Origin of the sequence: Methylobacterium sp. Leaf466 (assembly GCF_001425565.1) — a bacterium.
Lineage (GTDB): Bacteria > Pseudomonadota > Alphaproteobacteria > Rhizobiales > Beijerinckiaceae > Methylobacterium.
This window is the reverse complement of record NZ_LMRC01000023.1, coordinates 211,603-228,747: the sequence shown is the minus strand read 5'-3', so window position 1 is coordinate 228,747 and position 17,145 is coordinate 211,603. Positions and strand designations below refer to the sequence as shown.

Genomic DNA, 17,145 nt, shown 5'->3' with positions numbered 1-17,145 from the left:
GCCGACATCCGAAGGATCATCCATGCATCTGTTCAGGAAGGATACGTCGGCCCTGCTGTCGACCGCCGCGCATCCCATCGCGGGACGGGTCGAGGCGGCACCGTTCGGCCGCTCCGAAGCCGGCGGGCCGGAGGTGTCGTCCTTCACCCTGGACAACGGGCTCGACGTCGTGGTGGTGCCCGATCACCGCGCCCCCGTCGTCACCCACATGATCTGGTACCGCAACGGGTCGGCCGACGATCCGCTCGGACAGTCGGGCATCGCCCACTTCCTCGAGCACCTGATGTTCAAGGGCACCGAGCGCCATCCCGTCGGCGCCTTCTCGAAGGCCGTCTCGGGCCTGGGCGGCCAGGAGAACGCCTTCACCAGCTACGACTACACCGCCTATTTCCAGCGGGTCGCCCGCGACCACCTCGGCACCATGATGGAGTTCGAGGCCGACCGCATGACCGGCCTGGTGCTGGAGGATGCCGTGGTCGGCCCCGAGCGCGACGTGGTGCTGGAGGAGCGTCGCATGCGGGTCGAGACCGACCCCTCGGCCCAGCTCTCCGAGGCCATGGCCGCCTCGCTGTTCGTGCACCACCCCTACGGCATCCCGATCATCGGCTGGATGCACGAGATCGAGGAGCTGAACCGCGCCCACGCCCTCGACTACTACAAGCGGTTCTACACGCCCGAGAACGCGATCCTGGTGGTGGCCGGCGACGTGACGCCGGACGTCGTGCGCAAGCTCGCCGATTCCACCTACGGCCGCGTCACCCCCCAGGGCGCCCGGCCGGTGCGGCTGCGGGCCCGCGAGCCCGAGCCCAAGGCGCTGCGCCGCGTCGCGGTGGCCGATCCCAAGGTCGAGCAGCCGACGCTGCAGCGGCTCTACCTCACCCCCTCCTGCGTCACGGCCCGCGACGGCGAGTGCCATGCCCTGGAACTGCTCGCCGAGGTGCTGGGCGGCGGCTCGACCTCATACCTCTACCGCAAGCTCGTCATGGAGCAGGGCATCGCGGTGAACGCCGGCGCCTGGTACATGGGCTCGGCCATCGACGACACCCGGTTCTCGGTCTACGCGATCCCCGCCGAGGGCGTCAGCCTGGAGCAGCTCGAGGACGCCGTCGACCGCACCCTGCGCCGGGCGCCGGCCGAGGCCCTGGACGCCGAGGCGATCGAGCGGGCCAAGACCCGGCTCGTGGCCGAGACGGTGTATTCCTCCGACAGCCAGTCGTCGCTCGCCCGCATCTACGGCTCGGCGCTGGCCATCGGCGAGACCATCGAGGAGGTCCGCCGCTGGCCCTCCGACATCGAGGGCGTCACCCGCGAGCGGCTGGCTGCCGCGGCCGAGCGCTACCTCGTCCCGGCCCGCTCGGTCACCGGCCATCTCACCAAGTCCCGCGATCCCGACGCCTGAGGCCGCAGCATCAGCGACCATCGCATTCCGGCAGCGGCCGAGGCCGCGCCACCGCCCCCGAACAACGAGGCTCCCATGAACGCAGTCCAGGTCGATCTGGCCGACACCCGCAGTTCCGCGTCCCAGACCCTGGCCCTGCCGGTGCCGGCCGCCTCGGGCATCGAGGCCTGGCACGTGGAATCGCCGGTGGTGCCGCTGATCGCCCTCTCGTTCGCCTTCGAGGGCGGTGCGGCGCAGGACCCCGAGGGCAAGGCCGGCGTGGCGCAGATGCTGGCCCGCCTCCTCGACGAGGGGGCGGGCGACCTCGTATCCGACGCCTTCCAGGAGCGGCTGGCGGCGCGCGCGATCGAACTCAGCTTCCACGCCGGGCACGATTCCATCGGCGGCTCGCTCAAGATGCTGGTCAAGCATGCCGACGAGGCCATCGACCTCCTGGCGCTCGCCCTGGCCAAGCCCCGCTTCGACCCCGACGCCGTCGAGCGGGTGCGCGGGCAGACGCTCGCCGGCCTGCGCTACCAGCAGAACGATCCGGGCGTGATGGCCTCGCGCCGGTTCTTCCGCGAGGGCTTTGCCGGCCATCCTTATTCCCGGCCGTCCTCGGGCACGCCCGAGAGCGTGGCCGCCATCACCCGTGACGACCTCGTGGCGATGCACCGCCACCTGATCGGGCGCGGTGGCATCAAGGTGGCCGCCGTCGGCGCCATCGACGCCGCGCGCCTGGCCGATGCCCTCAACCGCGCCTTCGGCGTCCTCGACGAGACCGCGCCGCTGGAGGCCGTGCCGCAGACCGTGGTGCAGGACCTCGGCCGCCGGGTGGTGGTCGACCTCGACGTGCCGCAGTCGGTGATCCGGTTCGGCATGGGCGGCGTCGCCTGGCGCGACCCCGACTTCATCCCGGCCTACGTCTTCAACCACATCTTCGGCGGCGGCTCCTTCACCTCGCGCCTGTTCCAGGAGGTGCGCGAGAAGCGCGGGCTCGCCTATTCGGTGGGCACCTCGCTCGTCAGCCACCGCGCCAGCGCCATCACCTGGGGCTACACCGCCACCAAGAACGAGCGGGTTGGCGAGGCGATGACCGTGATCTCCGAGGAGCTCAACCGCCTCATCGCCGAAGGCCCGTCCGACGAGGAGCTGCAGAAGGCCAAGGACTACCTCACCGGCTCCTATGCGCTCGGCTTCGACACCTCCACCAAGATCGCCCACCAGCTCGTGCAGATCGCCTTCGAGGGGCTCGGCATGGACTACATCGCCCGCCGCAACACGCTGGTGGCCGACGTGACCCAGGCCGACATCCGCCGCGCCGCCGCCCGCACCGTGGCCGACGGCCGGATGCTGGTGGTCGCCGCCGGCCGCCCGACGGATTTCTGATCGGCTGGCCGCGTCCTTGCCTATGGCGGCGGACGTGACAGATCGAGGCCGGGCTGCCTGCACGCCAGTCCGGCCCCCCTAAGCCTGGAAGCCACCGCCGCATGACCCTCGCCCCGCGCCTGCCGACCGCCCTCGTCCTTGCCATCGTCCTCGCCCTCGGCGCGAGCCCGGCCCTGGCGCACACCGGGCAGGGCGAGGCTCACGGCCTGGCGCAGGGGTTCCTCCATCCGCTGATGGGGCTCGACCATCTCCTCGCCATGGTCGGCGTCGGCCTCCTGGCGGCGCGGATCGGGGGGCGTGCCGTCGTGCTGGTGCCGGCGGCCTTCCTGGCGATGATGGCCCTCGGGGGAGCGATGGGTGCCGCCGGGTTCGTCATGCCCATGGTGGAGATCGCCATCGCCGTCTCGGTGGCCGTGCTGGGGGCGATTCTGATGCTGCGGTCCGCCCTGCCGGTCGCGGTGGCGATGGCGGTGGTGGGAGGCTTCGCGCTGTTCCACGGCCATGCCCACGGCGCCGAGATGCCCGATGCCGCCGGCGGCATCGTCTACGGGCTCGGCTTCCTCGCAGCCACGGCCCTTCTTCATGCCACGGGCCTGGGTCTCGGCTTCGCCGCCGGCGGCGCGAACCGCCTGCGCTACGCGGGCGCCGGGCTTGCCGTGGCCGGCCTCGGTCTCCTGGCCGGGGCGTTCTGAAGGGACGGACCGGGTGGAGCCGGCCTTGCGTTTTCACGTGAAACCGCGAACCCGCCCTGGCGTTCCTGGTCCCGCGTGACGGTGGCGGGGCGATCCCCGGTCCCGCCCCTCGCCCTACATCGTCGCCGCCAGCGACGCGGCCTGTGCCCGTCCCTCGGCGCGGGCGGCCGCATCGAGATCGGCGCCCATCAGGCCCCGTTCGACCAGGATCTGGTGGACGTCGGTGATCCCGACCATGCGAAGCCACGTCGCCATGTAGGTCGCCTGATGGTCGTAGATCGCGGCCGGGAAATCCGCGCCGATGGCGACGCCGCGGGCATTGACCACCACGGCCCTGGCGTCGAGCAGCCCGTTCTGGCCGCGCTCGTCGAAGGTGAACAACAGGTCCTTCTGCGACACCAGGTCGAACAGGTGCTTGAGCCTGTAGGGGATGCCGTAGTTCCACATCGGCACGCCGAACAGGATCAGGTCCGCCGCGCGAAACCGGTCGGCGAGCACGCGGATCGTGCGCCATGCCTCGTCCTGCGCCGGACTCGAGGGCTCGCCGGCGAGGGCCGCGTATTTGCCGTCGAGCGCGTCGCCGTCGAACGCGGGCAGATCGGTGTTCCAGACGTCGAGGGTATCGACGCTGCCGTCCGGGTGGCGGGCACGCCAGGCGTCGAGGAAGGCCCCCGCCACCTCGATCGAGGCAGAGCGTTCCTTGCGCGGCGAGGATTCGACGTAGAGCAGGTGCGGCATCCGTCAGGGCTCCGAGGGTGAGGGTCGCCCCTCAACCTATGGCGGTGGACATGCTATGGCGATGGACCTGGCCTATGGCGATGGACTTGGCCGGCCAAGCGGGTGATGCCCCGTCCGGACGTTTCATGCCATATCCGGTTGATCACTTCGTGATGCGGACATGGGCTTCGCTCAGGCGCCGCGCGGGCTCGGTGAAACGGTTCCCGCTTGATTCAAGCGGAACCCGTATCACGCGCCAGGAACCCCGCGCAGGGGCGCTTTGCCAACGGCCCGCCGAGGCCCCATTTGAGCCGATAGCGATCCTGCCCGCCGCCGGACATCCTCCATGCAGCTCACCGGTCTCCACCACCTCACCGCGATCACCGCCCAGGCGAGCGCCAACCACGCCTTCTACACGCGGGTGCTGGGCCTCAGGCTCGTCAAGAAGACGGTGAACCAGGACGACGTCTCCGCCTACCACCTGTTCTACGCCGACGGCCTCGCCTCGCCCGGTAGCGACGTCACCTTCTTCGACTGGCCCGCACCCCGCGAGACGCGGGGCACCGGCAGCATCGCGCGCACCGGCCTGCGGGTCGCCGGCCCCGGCGCCATCGCCTGGTGGCACGACCGCCTCTCCCGGAACGGGGGCACGGTCGGCGCGCCGCGGGAGGTCGACGGGCGCCTCACCCTCGCGTTCGAGGACCCGGAGGGCCAGCGCCTCGCCCTGGTCGACGACGGCGGTGCGGGGGAGGCCCACCCCTGGTCGCGAAGCCCCGTGCCGGCCGAGCACCAGATCCGCGGTCTCGGCCCCGTGACCCTGAGCCTGGCCGACGCGGCCCGCACCGGGGCGGTGCTCGTCGAGGTGCTGGGGATGCGCCGGGAGCGCTCCTACGACCTGCCCGAGGGCGAGGTCTCGGTCTACGCGATGGGGGAGGGCGGGCCCGCCGCCGAACTCCATCTCCTGTCCGAGCCCGGCCGGGCGCCGGCCCGGCAGGGGGCTGGCGGCGTCCACCACGTCGCCTTCCGCATCCCCGATGCCGACTATGGCGCCTGGGCGGACCGCCTCCAGCAGCGGCGGATGCCCTCGAGCGGGCCGATCGACCGCTATTACTTCCGCAGCCTGTACTTCCGCGAGCCGGGCGGCGTCCTGTTCGAGATCGCCACCGACGGTCCCGGCTTCACCGCCGACGAGCCCCTGGACACCCTGGGCGAACGCCTCGCGCTGCCGCCGTTCCTGGAGCCGCGCCGGGCGCAGATCGAGGCGGGACTGAAGCCGCTGTAGCGTGGCGGCGCACCGGCCCGGAGCGGGCGGCATCGTTTCGCGTGCCGAGCGCCGGGCCGTCTCGATCACGGGCGGTGCGAAGGCGGGCGGTACGAGTGCGGGCCTTGCCCCTCCACGGGCGCGTGATCGGGGGATCGGGCACATCGGCTTGTTCGGGCCGATCCGCCGTGATAGCGCGCTCTCGCACGACAGACGGATGTCACGACGGTCGCCGGTTCGGCCGTCCGGACGGGCGGCTTTTCGCGGGCCGTGCCAGAACAGACCCTTCCCGAAAGAGGACGACACGCCATGGCCGACACTCCGGCACCGAACGGCAACGGTGGCGCCACGGCGCAGGCCGATGACCTCACCCCGGCGATCAACGCGCTGGCGCAATACGCCAAGGACCTCTCCTTCGAGAATCCGAACGCCCCGCGCTCGCTCCAGCCCCAGGAAGGCGGCGGGCCGCAGATCAACATCCAGGTTAACGTCAACGCCAAGCAGATCGCCGAGGCCGATTTCGAGGTCGAGCTGACCCTCGAGGGCGACGCCAAGATCAACGGCGAAGTGCTGTTCGCGTTCGAGCTGACCTATGCCGGTGTGTTCCGCATGCGCAACATCCCGCAGGACCAGCTCCACCCGGCCGTGATGATCGAGTGCCCGCGCCTGCTCTTCCCCTTCGCCCGCCAGATCATCGCCGAATCGGTGCGCAACGGCGGCTTCCCGCCGCTCTACATCGACCCGATCGACTTCGTCGGCCTCTACCGCCAGAAGGCCTTCGAGGCGCAGGGCCAGACCGAGGGCGCGCCGCTGGCGTCCTGATCCCGGGCCCATCGTCGAGGTCGGCTCCACGCCGGAGCGGGCAGCTGTTTCACGGGAAACGGCCGCCCGCTCCGGCGTCGTCGTTCGTGCGCGACAAATCCAGGGGATCGTGGCGTCATCCCATATCCGGTCGATCACGTCGTGGCGCGAACATGGGCTTCGCTCAGGCGCCGCGCGGGCTCGCCGATACGCGTCCCGCTTGATTCGAGCGAAAACCGTATCAGCCCTTGCGCACCAGCGGCCCCGCCATGGGCGCGCCCTCGGGGGTCAGCAGTCCGCACCGCGCCTCGGCGTCGCGGGCGAGCAGCGGGTCGAGGAGGGCACGGCGCCCGTCGAGGAAGACGATGCTGCGTTCGGCCGACACCGCCTCGGCGGCATCGGGGATCTCCACCAGGAGATGGGACAGGGCGTAGCGATAGCGCGCGACCCGGGCCGCCGTCTCCAGCCGCACCCAGGCGACGAGGCAGCGGTTCTCGGCCACCCGCAGGGCGGCGTCGCGCACCACCGCGTCGTTGAGCGTGCGCAGCGAGGGGAGCCCGCGCAGGCGCAGCGAATCCGCGTCCCGCACCCGCGCGGCGGTGGCCGCGAAGGCCGGCATCAGCCGCGCGTCGGCGCTGGCATCCTCGCCGAGCCGGCGATAGCGCGAGACCGGCGAGCGGAACGATTCGGCCACCAGCGTCTCGTGATAGGCCGTGTCGTCGTCCGCCCGCCAATTCGGCGGCAGCACGCGGCTGCGGGTCAGGTTGGCGAGCACGTCGGTGAAGGCATCGCGTCCGGCCGCCGGCATCAGGTAGCGCCAGGCCCGGTCGCGCAGGGTGCGCTCGTCGTCGGTGTAGGGGAACGGGGCGGCTTCGCCGCGCATCTCGGCCGCCAGGGACCCGGTGCTGTCCACGAGGCCGTTCCAGGCGCTGGGCGCACGGCGGCCGAAGTCGCCTTCCTGGACACAGGCCGTGAGCACGGCCGGCGGCGCCGCCACGGCCACGATCACGGCCATCGTCCGGCGGCGGCGTCCTTGCGAGCGGGCGGGCGGCATGGCGATCCCCGTGGCGCCCTCGGGCACCGCTTTTGAAGTCACGAGTGCGATTCACGCGTCGTCCGGCGGGTCGACGCCCCGGACGTCGATGCGGACCCGATCCGTCCGCGGGGTCAGGACGGCTGGCGTCGCCGTTCGTCGGCGGCGGGCGTCTCGTCCGCGGCGCCGAGGTCCGGCGCCATCCGCTCGTAGCGGACCCCGGTGAACAGGAGGATGTCGCCCCGCGGCGCGGTGTCCTCGTCCTCGCGCCGGAGGCGCCGGCTCGGCCGCACCGAAAACGGCAGGATCATCGCCCCGAAGCGCGGCGATGGCCGCTCGGGACTGTCCTGGGTTGGCCTAGGGTCAGCATTCATCGCTGGCGATCCCGTCAATCGTTCACCTCGTCCGTGTCGCTGCGCCGCCCCGGTGCAGGGACGTTGTCGCGGTGGACCCTCCGACCGTCGGCGGCGGGGGCCAGATCATCACGGGGTGGTTAACGGATCGTTTCGGGCGCCGCCGCCCGAGGGAGATCGTGCGGATTGCCGGGGGATATCGCCCTCCCGGTCACAGGGAGGAGGCGCCCGCGGCCCGCGGACTCCGGCCGTCGTCGGCCCGTCTGGCTTGTATATTGCATTTCAGTTAGTCGCCCATGGCGGGCGTTTCCTCCCTTTCACTTGAGCCCCGTTCGCCCGGCGAACGGGGCTTCTTCCATGCCGGAGCCGGGAACTTCGGGTGCGCCGGGGCTTTGGGGCGGGGGAGCTTCGGATCGGCGGTCGCCAGGTGTGGCCCCGTGAGCGCGCCCTGCCTGCATCCGGCTCCCGCCCGCAACGAGGGCGCTTGCTAACCCGGTGCGGCTGCCCGATATCCCGACCTTCGAGCACCCGGCCACCCGCCCTCGACCCGTCATGTACACAAGCGAAGGACACCGCAGAATGCGCGTGGTTACCGCACGATCCTCGAGCCCGGCCTCCATCCCGGGACGGCGCCGTCCCGCGCTCCTGGCGCTGGCACCCCTCGCCTTCCTCGTCCTCACCGCATCGCCGGCCCTTGCCCAGCGGGAGGACCAGGGGCTGCAGCTCGGTTGCGCCAACGACTATTTCCGGCTCTGCGCCGGCGTCGATCCCAACAGTTCCGATGCCGAGAAGTGCATGGACCGCAACCGCAGCCGGCTCTCGCCGGAGTGCCGCAACGCCATCGGCGACTACGACCGCCGCACCGGCGGCAAGTCCTCCAAGCGTGGCGCCGACGACTGATCGTCGGCCATCGTCCCCGAACCCTCGACGCGGTCGCGTCGGGGGCGGCCCGTCGCACCAGCGCGGGTCCGCACCAGCGGCAAAGCACCGGAGTTGCCAAGAGCCATGGCCCTGACCGTCGCGGTGCAGATGGACCCGATCCAGGCGATCCGGATCGCGGGGGACACCACCTTCGCCCTCCTGCTCGAAGCGCAGGCCCGCGGGCACAGCCTCCTGTACTACACGCCCGACCGGCTCTCCCTCCAGGGCGGGCGGGTGACGGCGAGCGTGCAGCCCCTCACCGTCCAGGACGTGGAGGGCGCGCATGCGACGCTCGGCGCCGCCGCGCGCATGGACCTGTCGCAGGTCGACGTGGTGCTGATGCGCCAGGACCCGCCCTTCGACATGGCCTATATCACCGCCACCCACATGCTGGAGCGGATCCACCCCCGCACGCTGGTGGTCAACGACCCGGTCGAGGTCCGCAACGCGCCCGAAAAGCTCTACGTCCTGCAATATCCCGACCTGATGCCGCCGACCCTGATCAGCCGCGACAAGGCCGAGATCGAGGCGTTTCGCGCCGAGCACGGCACCGTGGTGATGAAGCCGCTGCACGGCCACGGCGGCGCGGCGGTGTTCCGCGTCGCCCCCGAGGACGCCAACTTCGGCTCGATGTTCGACCTGTTCGCGGTGACCTTCCGCGAGGCCTGGGTGATCCAGAAGTTCCTGCCGCGGATCACCGAGGGCGACAAGCGCATCATCCTGGTGGACGGCGTCGCCATGGGCGCGGTCAACCGGGTGCCGGCGGCCAACGACATCCGCTCCAACCTCGTGCGCGGCGGGGCGGCCAACGCCTCCGAGCTCACCGAGCGCGAGCGCGAGATCTGCGCCGCCATCGGCCCCGAGCTGAAGCGGCGCGGTCTCATCCTGGTGGGCATCGACGTCATCGACGGCCACCTCACCGAGATCAACGTCACCTCGCCCACCGGCATCCGCGCGATCCGCCGCCTCGGCGGCCCCGATCTCGCCGCCGCCACCTGGGACGCGATCGAGGCCCGCCGAGCCGCCCGAGCGTGATCCGCGCAAACGTGCGACGACCTCTCGGTCGGGATCGTTCGCCCTTTCGCGCCCCGAGGCCGTAAGAGCGCCTTAAGCGCAGCGTGGTCATGATCCCCAGGCGGCCGCAGGCGGCCGATGGATCGTGACCGAGTCGCCGATGACCCTCGCACCAGTCATGACCGACCCTGCGGCCTCCGTCCGGGCGGGGTCGCGGGCGGTCCCGGTCTCGTCCCTCGTCGTGTTCCTGGCCCTGGCGGCGACCCTGCTCGCGGCGGCCGATCCCCTCCTCAACGATCCCGATTCGCAGTGGCACGTGGCGGTGGGGCGCTGGATCGTCGACCACCGCACCCTGCCCTGGACCGACCTGTTCTCGCACACCTTCGCCGGCCGGCCCTGGATCGCCAAGGAATGGGCCTCGCAGGTGATCTTCGCGGGCGCCCACGGCGGGGCGGGATGGTGGGGGGTCGCCGTGGTGGCGATCGTGTCGACCGGTGTGGCGCTCGCCGTGATGCACGGCTGGCTGCGGGCCCGCGTCGGGCCGATGGCCGCCCTCGTCGGCGTGGTGCTCGCCTTCGTCGTGCTGGCTCCCCACCTGCTGGCGCGGCCGCACATCTTCACCCTGCCGGTGATCGTCGCCTGGACGATCGGTCTCGTCGGCGCCCGCGAGCGCGGGCTCGCGCCGCCGCTGTGGCTGGCGCTGGCGATGACGGCCTGGGCCAACCTCCACGGCAGCTATCCCATCGGCCTCGTCCTGGCCGGCCTCATCGCCTGCGAAGGCGTGGTCGACGGTCCGCGCGCGCTCTGGCGGAGCCGGGCCGCGGCCTGGGGCCTGTTCCTCGCCGCCTCGGCCGCCGCCGCCCTGGCGACGCCCTACGGCATCCGGCCGCTGCTCGTGAACCTCACGCTGTTCGGAGGCGGGGGCGAATCCCTGCGCTTCATCGCCGAATGGCAGCCGATCCGGCTCGACGGGCCGGGCCTCGCCGCCCTCGGCGCCTGCGCGGTCGCGCTGTGGGTGCTCGCCGCCGAGCCCCGCGCCAACGCCTTCCGGATCGGTCTAGTCCTGATCCTCGCCGCCATGATGGTCCGGCACAGCCGCTTCATGGACCTCTTCGTCCTGGTGGCGCCCTTCCTCGTGGCCGGGCCGGCCGCGCGGCGGTTCTCCGCCCTGAGGACCGCAGCGACGTCCCTCGCGCCGGCGACGGGACGGGAATGGGGCGCGGTGATCGCGCTCGCCGCCGTCGTCCTCGTCCTGGCCGCCACGGCGGCACCACAGCCCGCCCCGACCATGACGCCGGTGGCCGCCCTGGAGGCGGCGCGGGCGAAGGGCCTCACCGGGCCGGTCTACAACGACTACGACTTCGGCGGCTTCCTGATCGGCGCCGGAGTCCCGACCTTCATCGACGGGCGCGCCGACCAGATCTTCCTCGGCGGCTTCATGAACGACCTCCACCGCGCCGTGGACGCCGCCGACCACGCCCCCTTCGACGCCCTGCTGCGACGCCACGGCGTCACCTGGGCCCTGGTGCGGGCGCAGGGCGCCGAGGCCGGGCATCTGAGCGCCCTCGACGGCTGGACCCTGCTGCACCGCGACCCCGTCGCGGCGGTCTATATGCGGGATCGCTAGGCCGTTCGCTTCGCCGCCCGCGCGCGGAAGGCGCCCCTCTTCCTCGACGGGACGGGGTTGGACGGGGGTGGATAGGCCTGCCTCTGCTGCGGGTCGCCCGGCCACCCCCGCCCCGAAGACCTCCCCGCAAGGGGGAGGGCCCGCAAGGGGGAGGGGATGCGTATGGCGGCCGGCGATCTCCCTCGGCATCAGCCCCGGTTGGCGGTCACCGCGAGTTCGGGCTTGTGGTTGAGGGTCTGGAACACGACGCAGTAGCGCTCGGTGAGCTTGAGCAGCTGGTCGAGCTTCTCCTGGGGCGCGTCGGTGTCGAGGGCGAAGGCGAGGCGGATCGCCCGGAAGCCCACCGGCGCCTCCTTGTCGACGCCCAGCGTCCCGCGGAAATCGAGGTCGCCCTCCGCGCTCACGGTACCGGCGCGCAGCTCGATTTCGAGGGCGGTGGCCACGGCCTTGAGGGTGACGCCGGCGCAGGCCACCAGGGCCTCGAGCAGCATGTCGCCCGAGCACAGTTCGGCGCCCGAGCCGCCCGTGGCCGGGTGCAGGCCGGCGATGGCGAGAGCCCGCCCGGTCTCGACCTTGCAGGCGATGGAGGAGTCGTCGAGGGTGCCCCTGGCCTTCAGGGTGATGACGGCGGAATCGGGCGCGCTGCGGTACCGGTCCTTGAGCGGGGCCTGGAGCGAGCGGAGCGTGGTGGCGTCCATGGGCGTCGGTTTTCCCGTGTCTGATGCGGACGTGAGGAGCGGTCCCGCGTCTAACCCGGGCGGCGGCCCGAGGCTACCGCCGGCACGCTACCACCACAGCGCGGCGTCGTTGGGGGTGTCGTCCTTGTCCTGGCGCGGGCGCAGGGAGCGGTCGAGGGCGGTGAGGATCTGGCGGGTGGCCGCCTCGCTGCGGGTGGAGGTCGGGTTGCGCGGGCGGGCGAGCGGCAGGGCGATGGTGTCGTCGAGGCGCCCGGGCTTGGGCCGCATCACCACCGCCCGGTCGGCCAGGGCCACGGCCTCCGCCACGTCGTGGGTGACGATCAGCACGGTGGGGCGCACCTCCTCCCACAGGGCGAGGAGGTGGCCGTGCAGGTCCTTGCGGGTGAAGGCGTCGAGGGCCGAGAACGGCTCGTCGAGGAGCAGCACCCGCGGATTGGCCACGAAGGCGCGGGCGATGGCGACCCGCTGCTGCTGTCCGCCCGAGAGTTCCCGTGGCCAGCGGGCGGCGTGTTCGGCGAGGCCGACCCGGTCGAGGGCATGGGCGACCCGCTCGCGGCGCTCGGCCTTGGGGACCTCGGAAAGACCGAAGCCGACGTTGTCGGCCACGTCGAGCCAGGGCAGCAGGCGTGGCTCCTGGAACACGAGGCCGACGCCGGGGTGCGGCCCGGCGATGGCCTCGCCGTCGAGGCTGATCGTGCCCTCGCTGGCCCGGTCGAGCCCGGCCACGAGGCGCAGCAGGGTGGTCTTGCCGCAGCCCGATCCGCCGATCAGCGCGACGATCTCGCTCTTCTCCACCGAGAGCGTGATGCCGGACAGGGCCCGGGTCCCGTCGGCGTAGGTTTTGGAGAGGGCATCGAGGATCAGCATGGTCGTTTTTGGACGTGCCAGGAAAGACGGGACTTGTGAAGCGGGGATGGACCGGCGGCGGTGTGCCGGTCGGGAGAAGCCCCCGTGGCGCTGGTCCGCATGCGAGAGGGAATGGCGGCCAGCCTCGCCGGTCACCGCGGCTGCGGGCGGCGGCTCGCACCCCAGCCATGCCGTGAGCGCAGGAACGGGCCCGTTAACCGACCGTTCATGCAGCACGACACGTTCAACCAAGCGCCGCAAAGGCGCACGAGGAACAACTCCCCCATGTCCAACCTTCGCCTCATCGCCGCCCTCGGCCTGTCCGTGGCCGCCCTGGCCACGCCGGCCTTCGCCCAGGATGCGCTGTCCGTGCGCGTGGCGCCGCAGTTCGACGCCGATGCGCCCGAGGCCAGAGACACCGAGGCCTTCCGCGGCGCCGCCCTGCGCTCGGACGCCGTGAGCATCGAGTCGAGCCGCATCGCCCTCGAGCGGTCGCGCAACCCGAACGTCCGCGCCTACGCCAAGAACGTCCTCGTGGAGCGCAAGGCCACCACCGATGCGCTGCTGCCGGCCGGCACCTCGCTCACCGCCGGCGGCACCGTGGTGTCCGACGTGCAGCCCTTCGAGACCCGCCTCGACAACCCGATCGGCGTGGTGCTGGCGCCGGTGACCATCTCGGCCACCATCGCGCAGACGATCGTCGGCGGCGTGCTCGGCGGCGTCGGCATCATCGACAACAGCCCGGCCGAGCCCGGCCGTCGCGTCGCCATCGGCGCCGAGGGCCAGGCCCGCATCGACCGCCTCAAGACCGCCCGCGGCGGACGCGACTTCGACCGGACCTACGTGAGCCAGCAGGCGCGCTCGGACGCCCGGACGCTCGGCCTCTACGATGCCTACGCCCGCAACGGCGACGACAGCCAGGGCCGCGCGTTCGCCCGTCAGGCATTGCCCTACATCGCCAACGAGCACGGCCATTCGGCCCGGCTCGCCGGCCGCATCGGCGGCTGAATCCCGCCGACCCTCCGACCATGCGAAATGGGCCGCTCCATCCGGGGCGGCCCTTTTCGTTCGGAATCCTCAGGCCGCCTTCGCCGGGATCTCCGTCCGTTCCGGCGTGCCGTGGGTGGCCTCCGAGAACAGCGCGATCTCGCCGGGGCGGCCCATCAGGTAGCCCTGCGCGGAATCGCAGTTCTCCGCCTGGAGGAACCGCAACTCCCCCGCCGTCTCGACGCCCTCGGCCAGCACCGGCAGGCCGAGCCCGCGCCCGAGGCCGAGCACCGACCGGACGATGGCCGCGGCCTGCCGGTTGAGGTCGACCCCGTGGATGAACGAGCGGTCGATCTTGATCTTGCCGAAGGGGAAGCTGCGCAGGTTCGACAGCGACGAATAGCCGGTGCCGAAATCGTCCATGGCGATGCCGATGCCGAGCGCCTTGAGTTCGAGGAGCGCCGAGAGCGCATGGGCCGGATCGCGGATCAGCGCCGTCTCGGTGATCTCGATCTCCAGGCGGGCCGGATCGAGGCCGGCCTCGGCCAGGATCTCGCGGACGCTCCCGACGAAGCCCGGCGTATGGATCTGCACGCCGGAGACGTTGACGGCGATTCCCAGCGGGTTGGTCCAGCGCGCCGCCTCGCGGCAGGCCTCGCGCAGGACCCAGTCGCCGATCTCGAGGATGATGGCGCATTCCTCGGCGATGGGGATGAAGATCCCCGGCGAGACCGTCCCGCGCTCGGGATGGACCCAGCGCAGCAGCGCCTCGAAGCCCGTGGTGACGCCGGTCTGAACGTCGGTCTGGGGCTGGTAGACCACCCGCAGTTCGCCCCGGGCGATGGCGTGGCGCAGGTCGTGCTCGATCGAGCGCCGCTCGCGGACCTCGGAGCCCATCTGCGCCTCGAAGAAGCGGTAGCCGCCGCGCGCCTGCGCCTTGGCGCGGCTCAGCGCCGTCGCGGCGGCGTTCATCAGGTCCTCCCGCCCGGTGGCGTCGTCGGGAAAGAGGGCGATGCCGATGCTGGCGTTGGCGCCGGTGCACTTGGTCTGGCGCAGCGCCGCCATGATGCGCTCGGCGAGCCGCCCGGCCGCCACCGCCTGGTGGCAGGGACAGATGATGCCGAACTCGTCGCCCCCGAGGCGACCCATGGTCATCGCACCGTCGAGCAGGCCCGACACCACGGTGGCGACACGCCGGAGGACCGCATCGCCGCCGGCCTGGCCGAAGAGGTCGTTGATCTCCTTGAAGCCGTCGAGGTCGAGGGAGAGGACCGCCAGCCGTCCGCACAGCGCATCGGCGACCCGCATGTCCTGGTCGAGGCGGGCGTGGAAGCGCGTGCGGTTGGGCAGCCCGGTCAGGGCGTCGTGATGCGCCAGGAACTCGATCCGGCGTTCCGCCCGATGCCGGGCGCGCAGGTCGCCGATGGAAAAGGCGACGTGCGGTTCGCCGGCGTAGTCGAGGCCGCGCCCGACCAGGGCGACCGGGATGTCGTGGCCGTCGGCACCGCGCATCCGCGCTTCGACGGGGGTGCCCCCGGACCGGTCGAGGGCGAGGTGGATCGCGTCGGACGGCAGAAGCTCCGACAGGTGCGATCCCACCAGCCGGTCGGCGTCCACGCCCGCGATGGCGACGAAGCTGTCGTTGGCGCTCACGATCACGTCGCCCCGGCAGATCACCAGGGATTCCACCGCCGCGTTGGCGAGGCTGCGCAGGCGCTCGCCCTGGAGGCCGGCCTGGCGCCGGTCCCGGATGTCGAGGGTGAGGGCGGCGCAGGCCATGGCGAGGACCATGGCGCTGATGACGGCCACGGCCGCCGCCATCCACTCCGGCTGGATCGCGGCCGTCGGCCCGGCGAGATCCGCGACGGGTACGATCGCGAGCGCGGTCATCGCGGTGACATGGTGGCCGCAGATGGCGCACACGAGAAGCCCGGCGCTCGCGAGCTGGAACGTGACCGCGCCGCGCCGCAGGGCCAGCGACAGGGACAGACTGCTGAACACCATGCCGGCGGCGATGGAGACCGCGACGAGGTCGGCGGACCAGGAGAACCGACCGCCGATCTCGAAGGCGACCATGCCGGCGAAATGCATGGCCGCGATGCCGGCGCCCAGGATCGTTCCGCCGATCCAGGCCCTGCCGCGCAGGTCCGAGATCAGGGCGATCGTCAGCCCCGCCCAGGTGAGTGCCACCGCGAAGACGAGGGAGGCCGCGGTGGGAACGATGGCGTAGGTGCTCGACAGCGCCGACGCATTGGCCATCAGCGCGACGAAATGCGTCGCCCAGATGCCCGAGCCGCCCGCGAGCGCCGCGACGGCCAGCCAGAAGCTTCGTCCGCGATCGTCGGAGGCCTGGGCGTGGCGCAGCAGTCCGATCACGGTGACGGCCGACAGGGCGCAGATCACGGAGGCGACGGCGACCAGCAAAGGATCGTGTTGGTCGGCTAGACAGCCGAGGACCGAGAGCATGTCGAACGTCCGCACCACCACTGGACGCACCATGGTAACGGCACCCCAAAAAAGCGTTAAAGGCGGCCGTCAACAACTTATGTATGCATTATTCGCTCCTGGCGCCCCGGGCGTCCGTTTCGCCGGGGATCGTGCGGCTGCGACGCGCGCGCCGGTTTGGTGTGCCCGCATGTGTTTGGTAGGGATGCCGCGATGACCCTCGCCGTGGCCACCCTCTATCGGTTCGTCCCGCTTCCGGATGCCGTGGACCTCCGGCCCGGCCTCGAGGCGCTCTGCCTCGCCCATGGCATCTCGGGCACGATCCTCCTGGCGCAGGAGGGCATCAACGGCACGGTGGCCGGCGCGGGCGACGACATGGCCGCCTTCCTCGGCGCCCTGCGCCACGGCCCGCTGTTCGGGGGGCGGCTCCACGAGATGGACTGCAAGCTGTCGGGTGCACGCGCGACGCCGTTCGGCCGGCTCAAGGTGCGGGTGAAGCGCGAGATCGTGGCCTTCGACGGCGGCCGCACCGACCCCGCCGCCGGGGGCGCCCGGCCCGTGGCGGCGAGCGATTGGAATGCGCTCCTCGACCGGCCGGACCTCCTCCTCATCGATACCCGCAACCGGTTCGAGGTCGCGCTGGGGAGCTTTCCCGGCGCGATCGACCCCGGCATGACCCGGTTCTCCGGGTTTCGCGCCTATGCCGACGCCCTCGATCCCGCGCGCCATCCGGCGGTGGCGATGTTCTGCACCGGCGGCATCCGCTGCGAGAAGGCGGGCGCCTACCTGCGCGCGCGCGGGTTCGGCGAGGTCTACAGCTTGGCCGGCGGCATCCTGCGCTACCTCGAGACGGTGCCCGAGGCGCACAGCCGCTGGAGGGGCGACTGCTTCGTGTTCGACGACCGGATCGCCCTGGGGCCCGGCCTCGTCGAGCGGCCCGACCACGCCCCGGAGACGTTGCGGTGAGTGCTGTCGCGGTGAAC

General features: G+C 71.9%; 16 protein-coding genes. 10 read left to right on the top strand and 6 right to left on the bottom strand.

The genetic code is table 11. The features are described 5' to 3' along the window. Positions 1-22 precede the first annotated feature (22 nt). From ASG59_RS10605 to ASG59_RS10595, 3 genes are all read left to right on the top strand, one after another. Positions 23-1,399, top strand: coding sequence for a pitrilysin family protein (locus ASG59_RS10605; RefSeq protein ID WP_055879773.1), 1,377 nt, complete (start codon positions 23-25; stop codon positions 1,397-1,399). A gap of 75 nt (positions 1,400-1,474) precedes the next feature. Then, positions 1,475-2,767, top strand: coding sequence for a pitrilysin family protein (locus tag ASG59_RS10600; RefSeq protein WP_056280755.1), 1,293 nt, complete (start codon positions 1,475-1,477; stop codon positions 2,765-2,767). A gap of 101 nt (positions 2,768-2,868) precedes the next feature. Next, positions 2,869-3,459: a HupE/UreJ family protein gene (locus ASG59_RS10595; protein ID WP_056280753.1), complete on the top strand. Its 591-nt coding sequence runs from the start codon at positions 2,869-2,871 to the stop codon at positions 3,457-3,459. A 114-nt stretch (positions 3,460-3,573) separates the two neighbouring features. Here ASG59_RS10595 and ASG59_RS10590 read toward each other — a convergent pair whose 3' ends face one another. Further along, positions 3,574-4,197, bottom strand: a complete 624-nt coding sequence (locus ASG59_RS10590; RefSeq protein WP_056280751.1) for an NAD(P)H-dependent oxidoreductase — start codon at positions 4,195-4,197, stop codon at positions 3,574-3,576. Positions 4,198-4,522: 325 nt separating this feature from the next. On the opposite strand from ASG59_RS10590, the gene ASG59_RS10585 reads away from it, so the two are divergent. Both ASG59_RS10585 and secB read left to right on the top strand, forming a co-directional pair. Further along, positions 4,523-5,458, top strand: a complete 936-nt coding sequence (locus tag ASG59_RS10585) for a ring-cleaving dioxygenase (RefSeq protein WP_056408776.1) — start codon at positions 4,523-4,525, stop codon at positions 5,456-5,458. A 288-nt stretch (positions 5,459-5,746) separates the two neighbouring features. Beyond that, positions 5,747-6,259: a protein-export chaperone SecB gene (gene secB / locus ASG59_RS10580; RefSeq protein ID WP_055879758.1), complete on the top strand. Its 513-nt coding sequence runs from the start codon at positions 5,747-5,749 to the stop codon at positions 6,257-6,259. Positions 6,260-6,479: 220 nt separating this feature from the next. Here secB and ASG59_RS10575 read toward each other — a convergent pair whose 3' ends face one another. Further along, a complete protein-coding gene (locus ASG59_RS10575; RefSeq protein ID WP_156399215.1) occupies positions 6,480-7,253 on the bottom strand; it encodes a hypothetical protein in 774 nt (257 codons plus the stop codon). Between the two features lie 152 nt (positions 7,254-7,405). Next, positions 7,406-7,645 (bottom strand): hypothetical protein, encoded by a 240-nt coding sequence (locus ASG59_RS20495; RefSeq protein ID WP_156399206.1) that lies wholly within the window; start codon positions 7,643-7,645, stop codon positions 7,406-7,408. 558 nt (positions 7,646-8,203) lie between these two features. On the opposite strand from ASG59_RS20495, the gene ASG59_RS10570 reads away from it, so the two are divergent. The 3 genes from ASG59_RS10570 (at position 8,204) to ASG59_RS10560 (ending at position 11,186) form a co-directional block, all read left to right on the top strand. Continuing rightward, on the top strand, positions 8,204-8,524 hold the full coding sequence (locus tag ASG59_RS10570; RefSeq protein WP_055879755.1) for a hypothetical protein: 321 nt from the start codon (positions 8,204-8,206) through the stop codon (positions 8,522-8,524). Between the two features lie 105 nt (positions 8,525-8,629). Next, positions 8,630-9,580: a glutathione synthase gene (gene gshB, locus ASG59_RS10565; protein ID WP_055879752.1), complete on the top strand. Its 951-nt coding sequence runs from the start codon at positions 8,630-8,632 to the stop codon at positions 9,578-9,580. A 139-nt stretch (positions 9,581-9,719) separates the two neighbouring features. Further along, entirely contained in the window at positions 9,720-11,186 is a 1,467-nt protein-coding gene (locus ASG59_RS10560) for a hypothetical protein (RefSeq protein ID WP_056408907.1), read from the top strand. Positions 11,187-11,374: 188 nt separating this feature from the next. On the opposite strand, the gene ASG59_RS10555 is transcribed toward ASG59_RS10560, so the two are convergent. Beyond that, positions 11,375-11,884 carry an OsmC family protein gene (locus tag ASG59_RS10555; RefSeq protein ID WP_055879750.1) on the bottom strand — a complete coding sequence of 170 codons (510 nt, stop codon included), beginning with the start codon at positions 11,882-11,884 and terminating at the stop codon, positions 11,375-11,377. 87 nt (positions 11,885-11,971) lie between these two features. Continuing rightward, positions 11,972-12,751 carry an ABC transporter ATP-binding protein gene (locus tag ASG59_RS10550; RefSeq protein WP_055879747.1) on the bottom strand — a complete coding sequence of 260 codons (780 nt, stop codon included), beginning with the start codon at positions 12,749-12,751 and terminating at the stop codon, positions 11,972-11,974. A 264-nt stretch (positions 12,752-13,015) separates the two neighbouring features. On the opposite strand from ASG59_RS10550, the gene ASG59_RS10545 reads away from it, so the two are divergent. Beyond that, positions 13,016-13,738 carry a DUF4142 domain-containing protein gene (locus tag ASG59_RS10545; RefSeq protein ID WP_056408774.1) on the top strand — a complete coding sequence of 241 codons (723 nt, stop codon included), beginning with the start codon at positions 13,016-13,018 and terminating at the stop codon, positions 13,736-13,738. 69 nt (positions 13,739-13,807) lie between these two features. On the opposite strand, the gene ASG59_RS10540 is transcribed toward ASG59_RS10545, so the two are convergent. Then, positions 13,808-16,216 carry an EAL domain-containing protein gene (locus tag ASG59_RS10540; RefSeq protein WP_347379689.1) on the bottom strand — a complete coding sequence of 803 codons (2,409 nt, stop codon included), beginning with the start codon at positions 16,214-16,216 and terminating at the stop codon, positions 13,808-13,810. Positions 16,217-16,375: 159 nt separating this feature from the next. On the opposite strand from ASG59_RS10540, the gene ASG59_RS10535 reads away from it, so the two are divergent. Beyond that, positions 16,376-17,128 carry a rhodanese-like domain-containing protein gene (locus ASG59_RS10535; protein WP_056408772.1) on the top strand — a complete coding sequence of 251 codons (753 nt, stop codon included), beginning with the start codon at positions 16,376-16,378 and terminating at the stop codon, positions 17,126-17,128. The last annotated feature ends 17 nt before the right edge of the window (positions 17,129-17,145 follow it).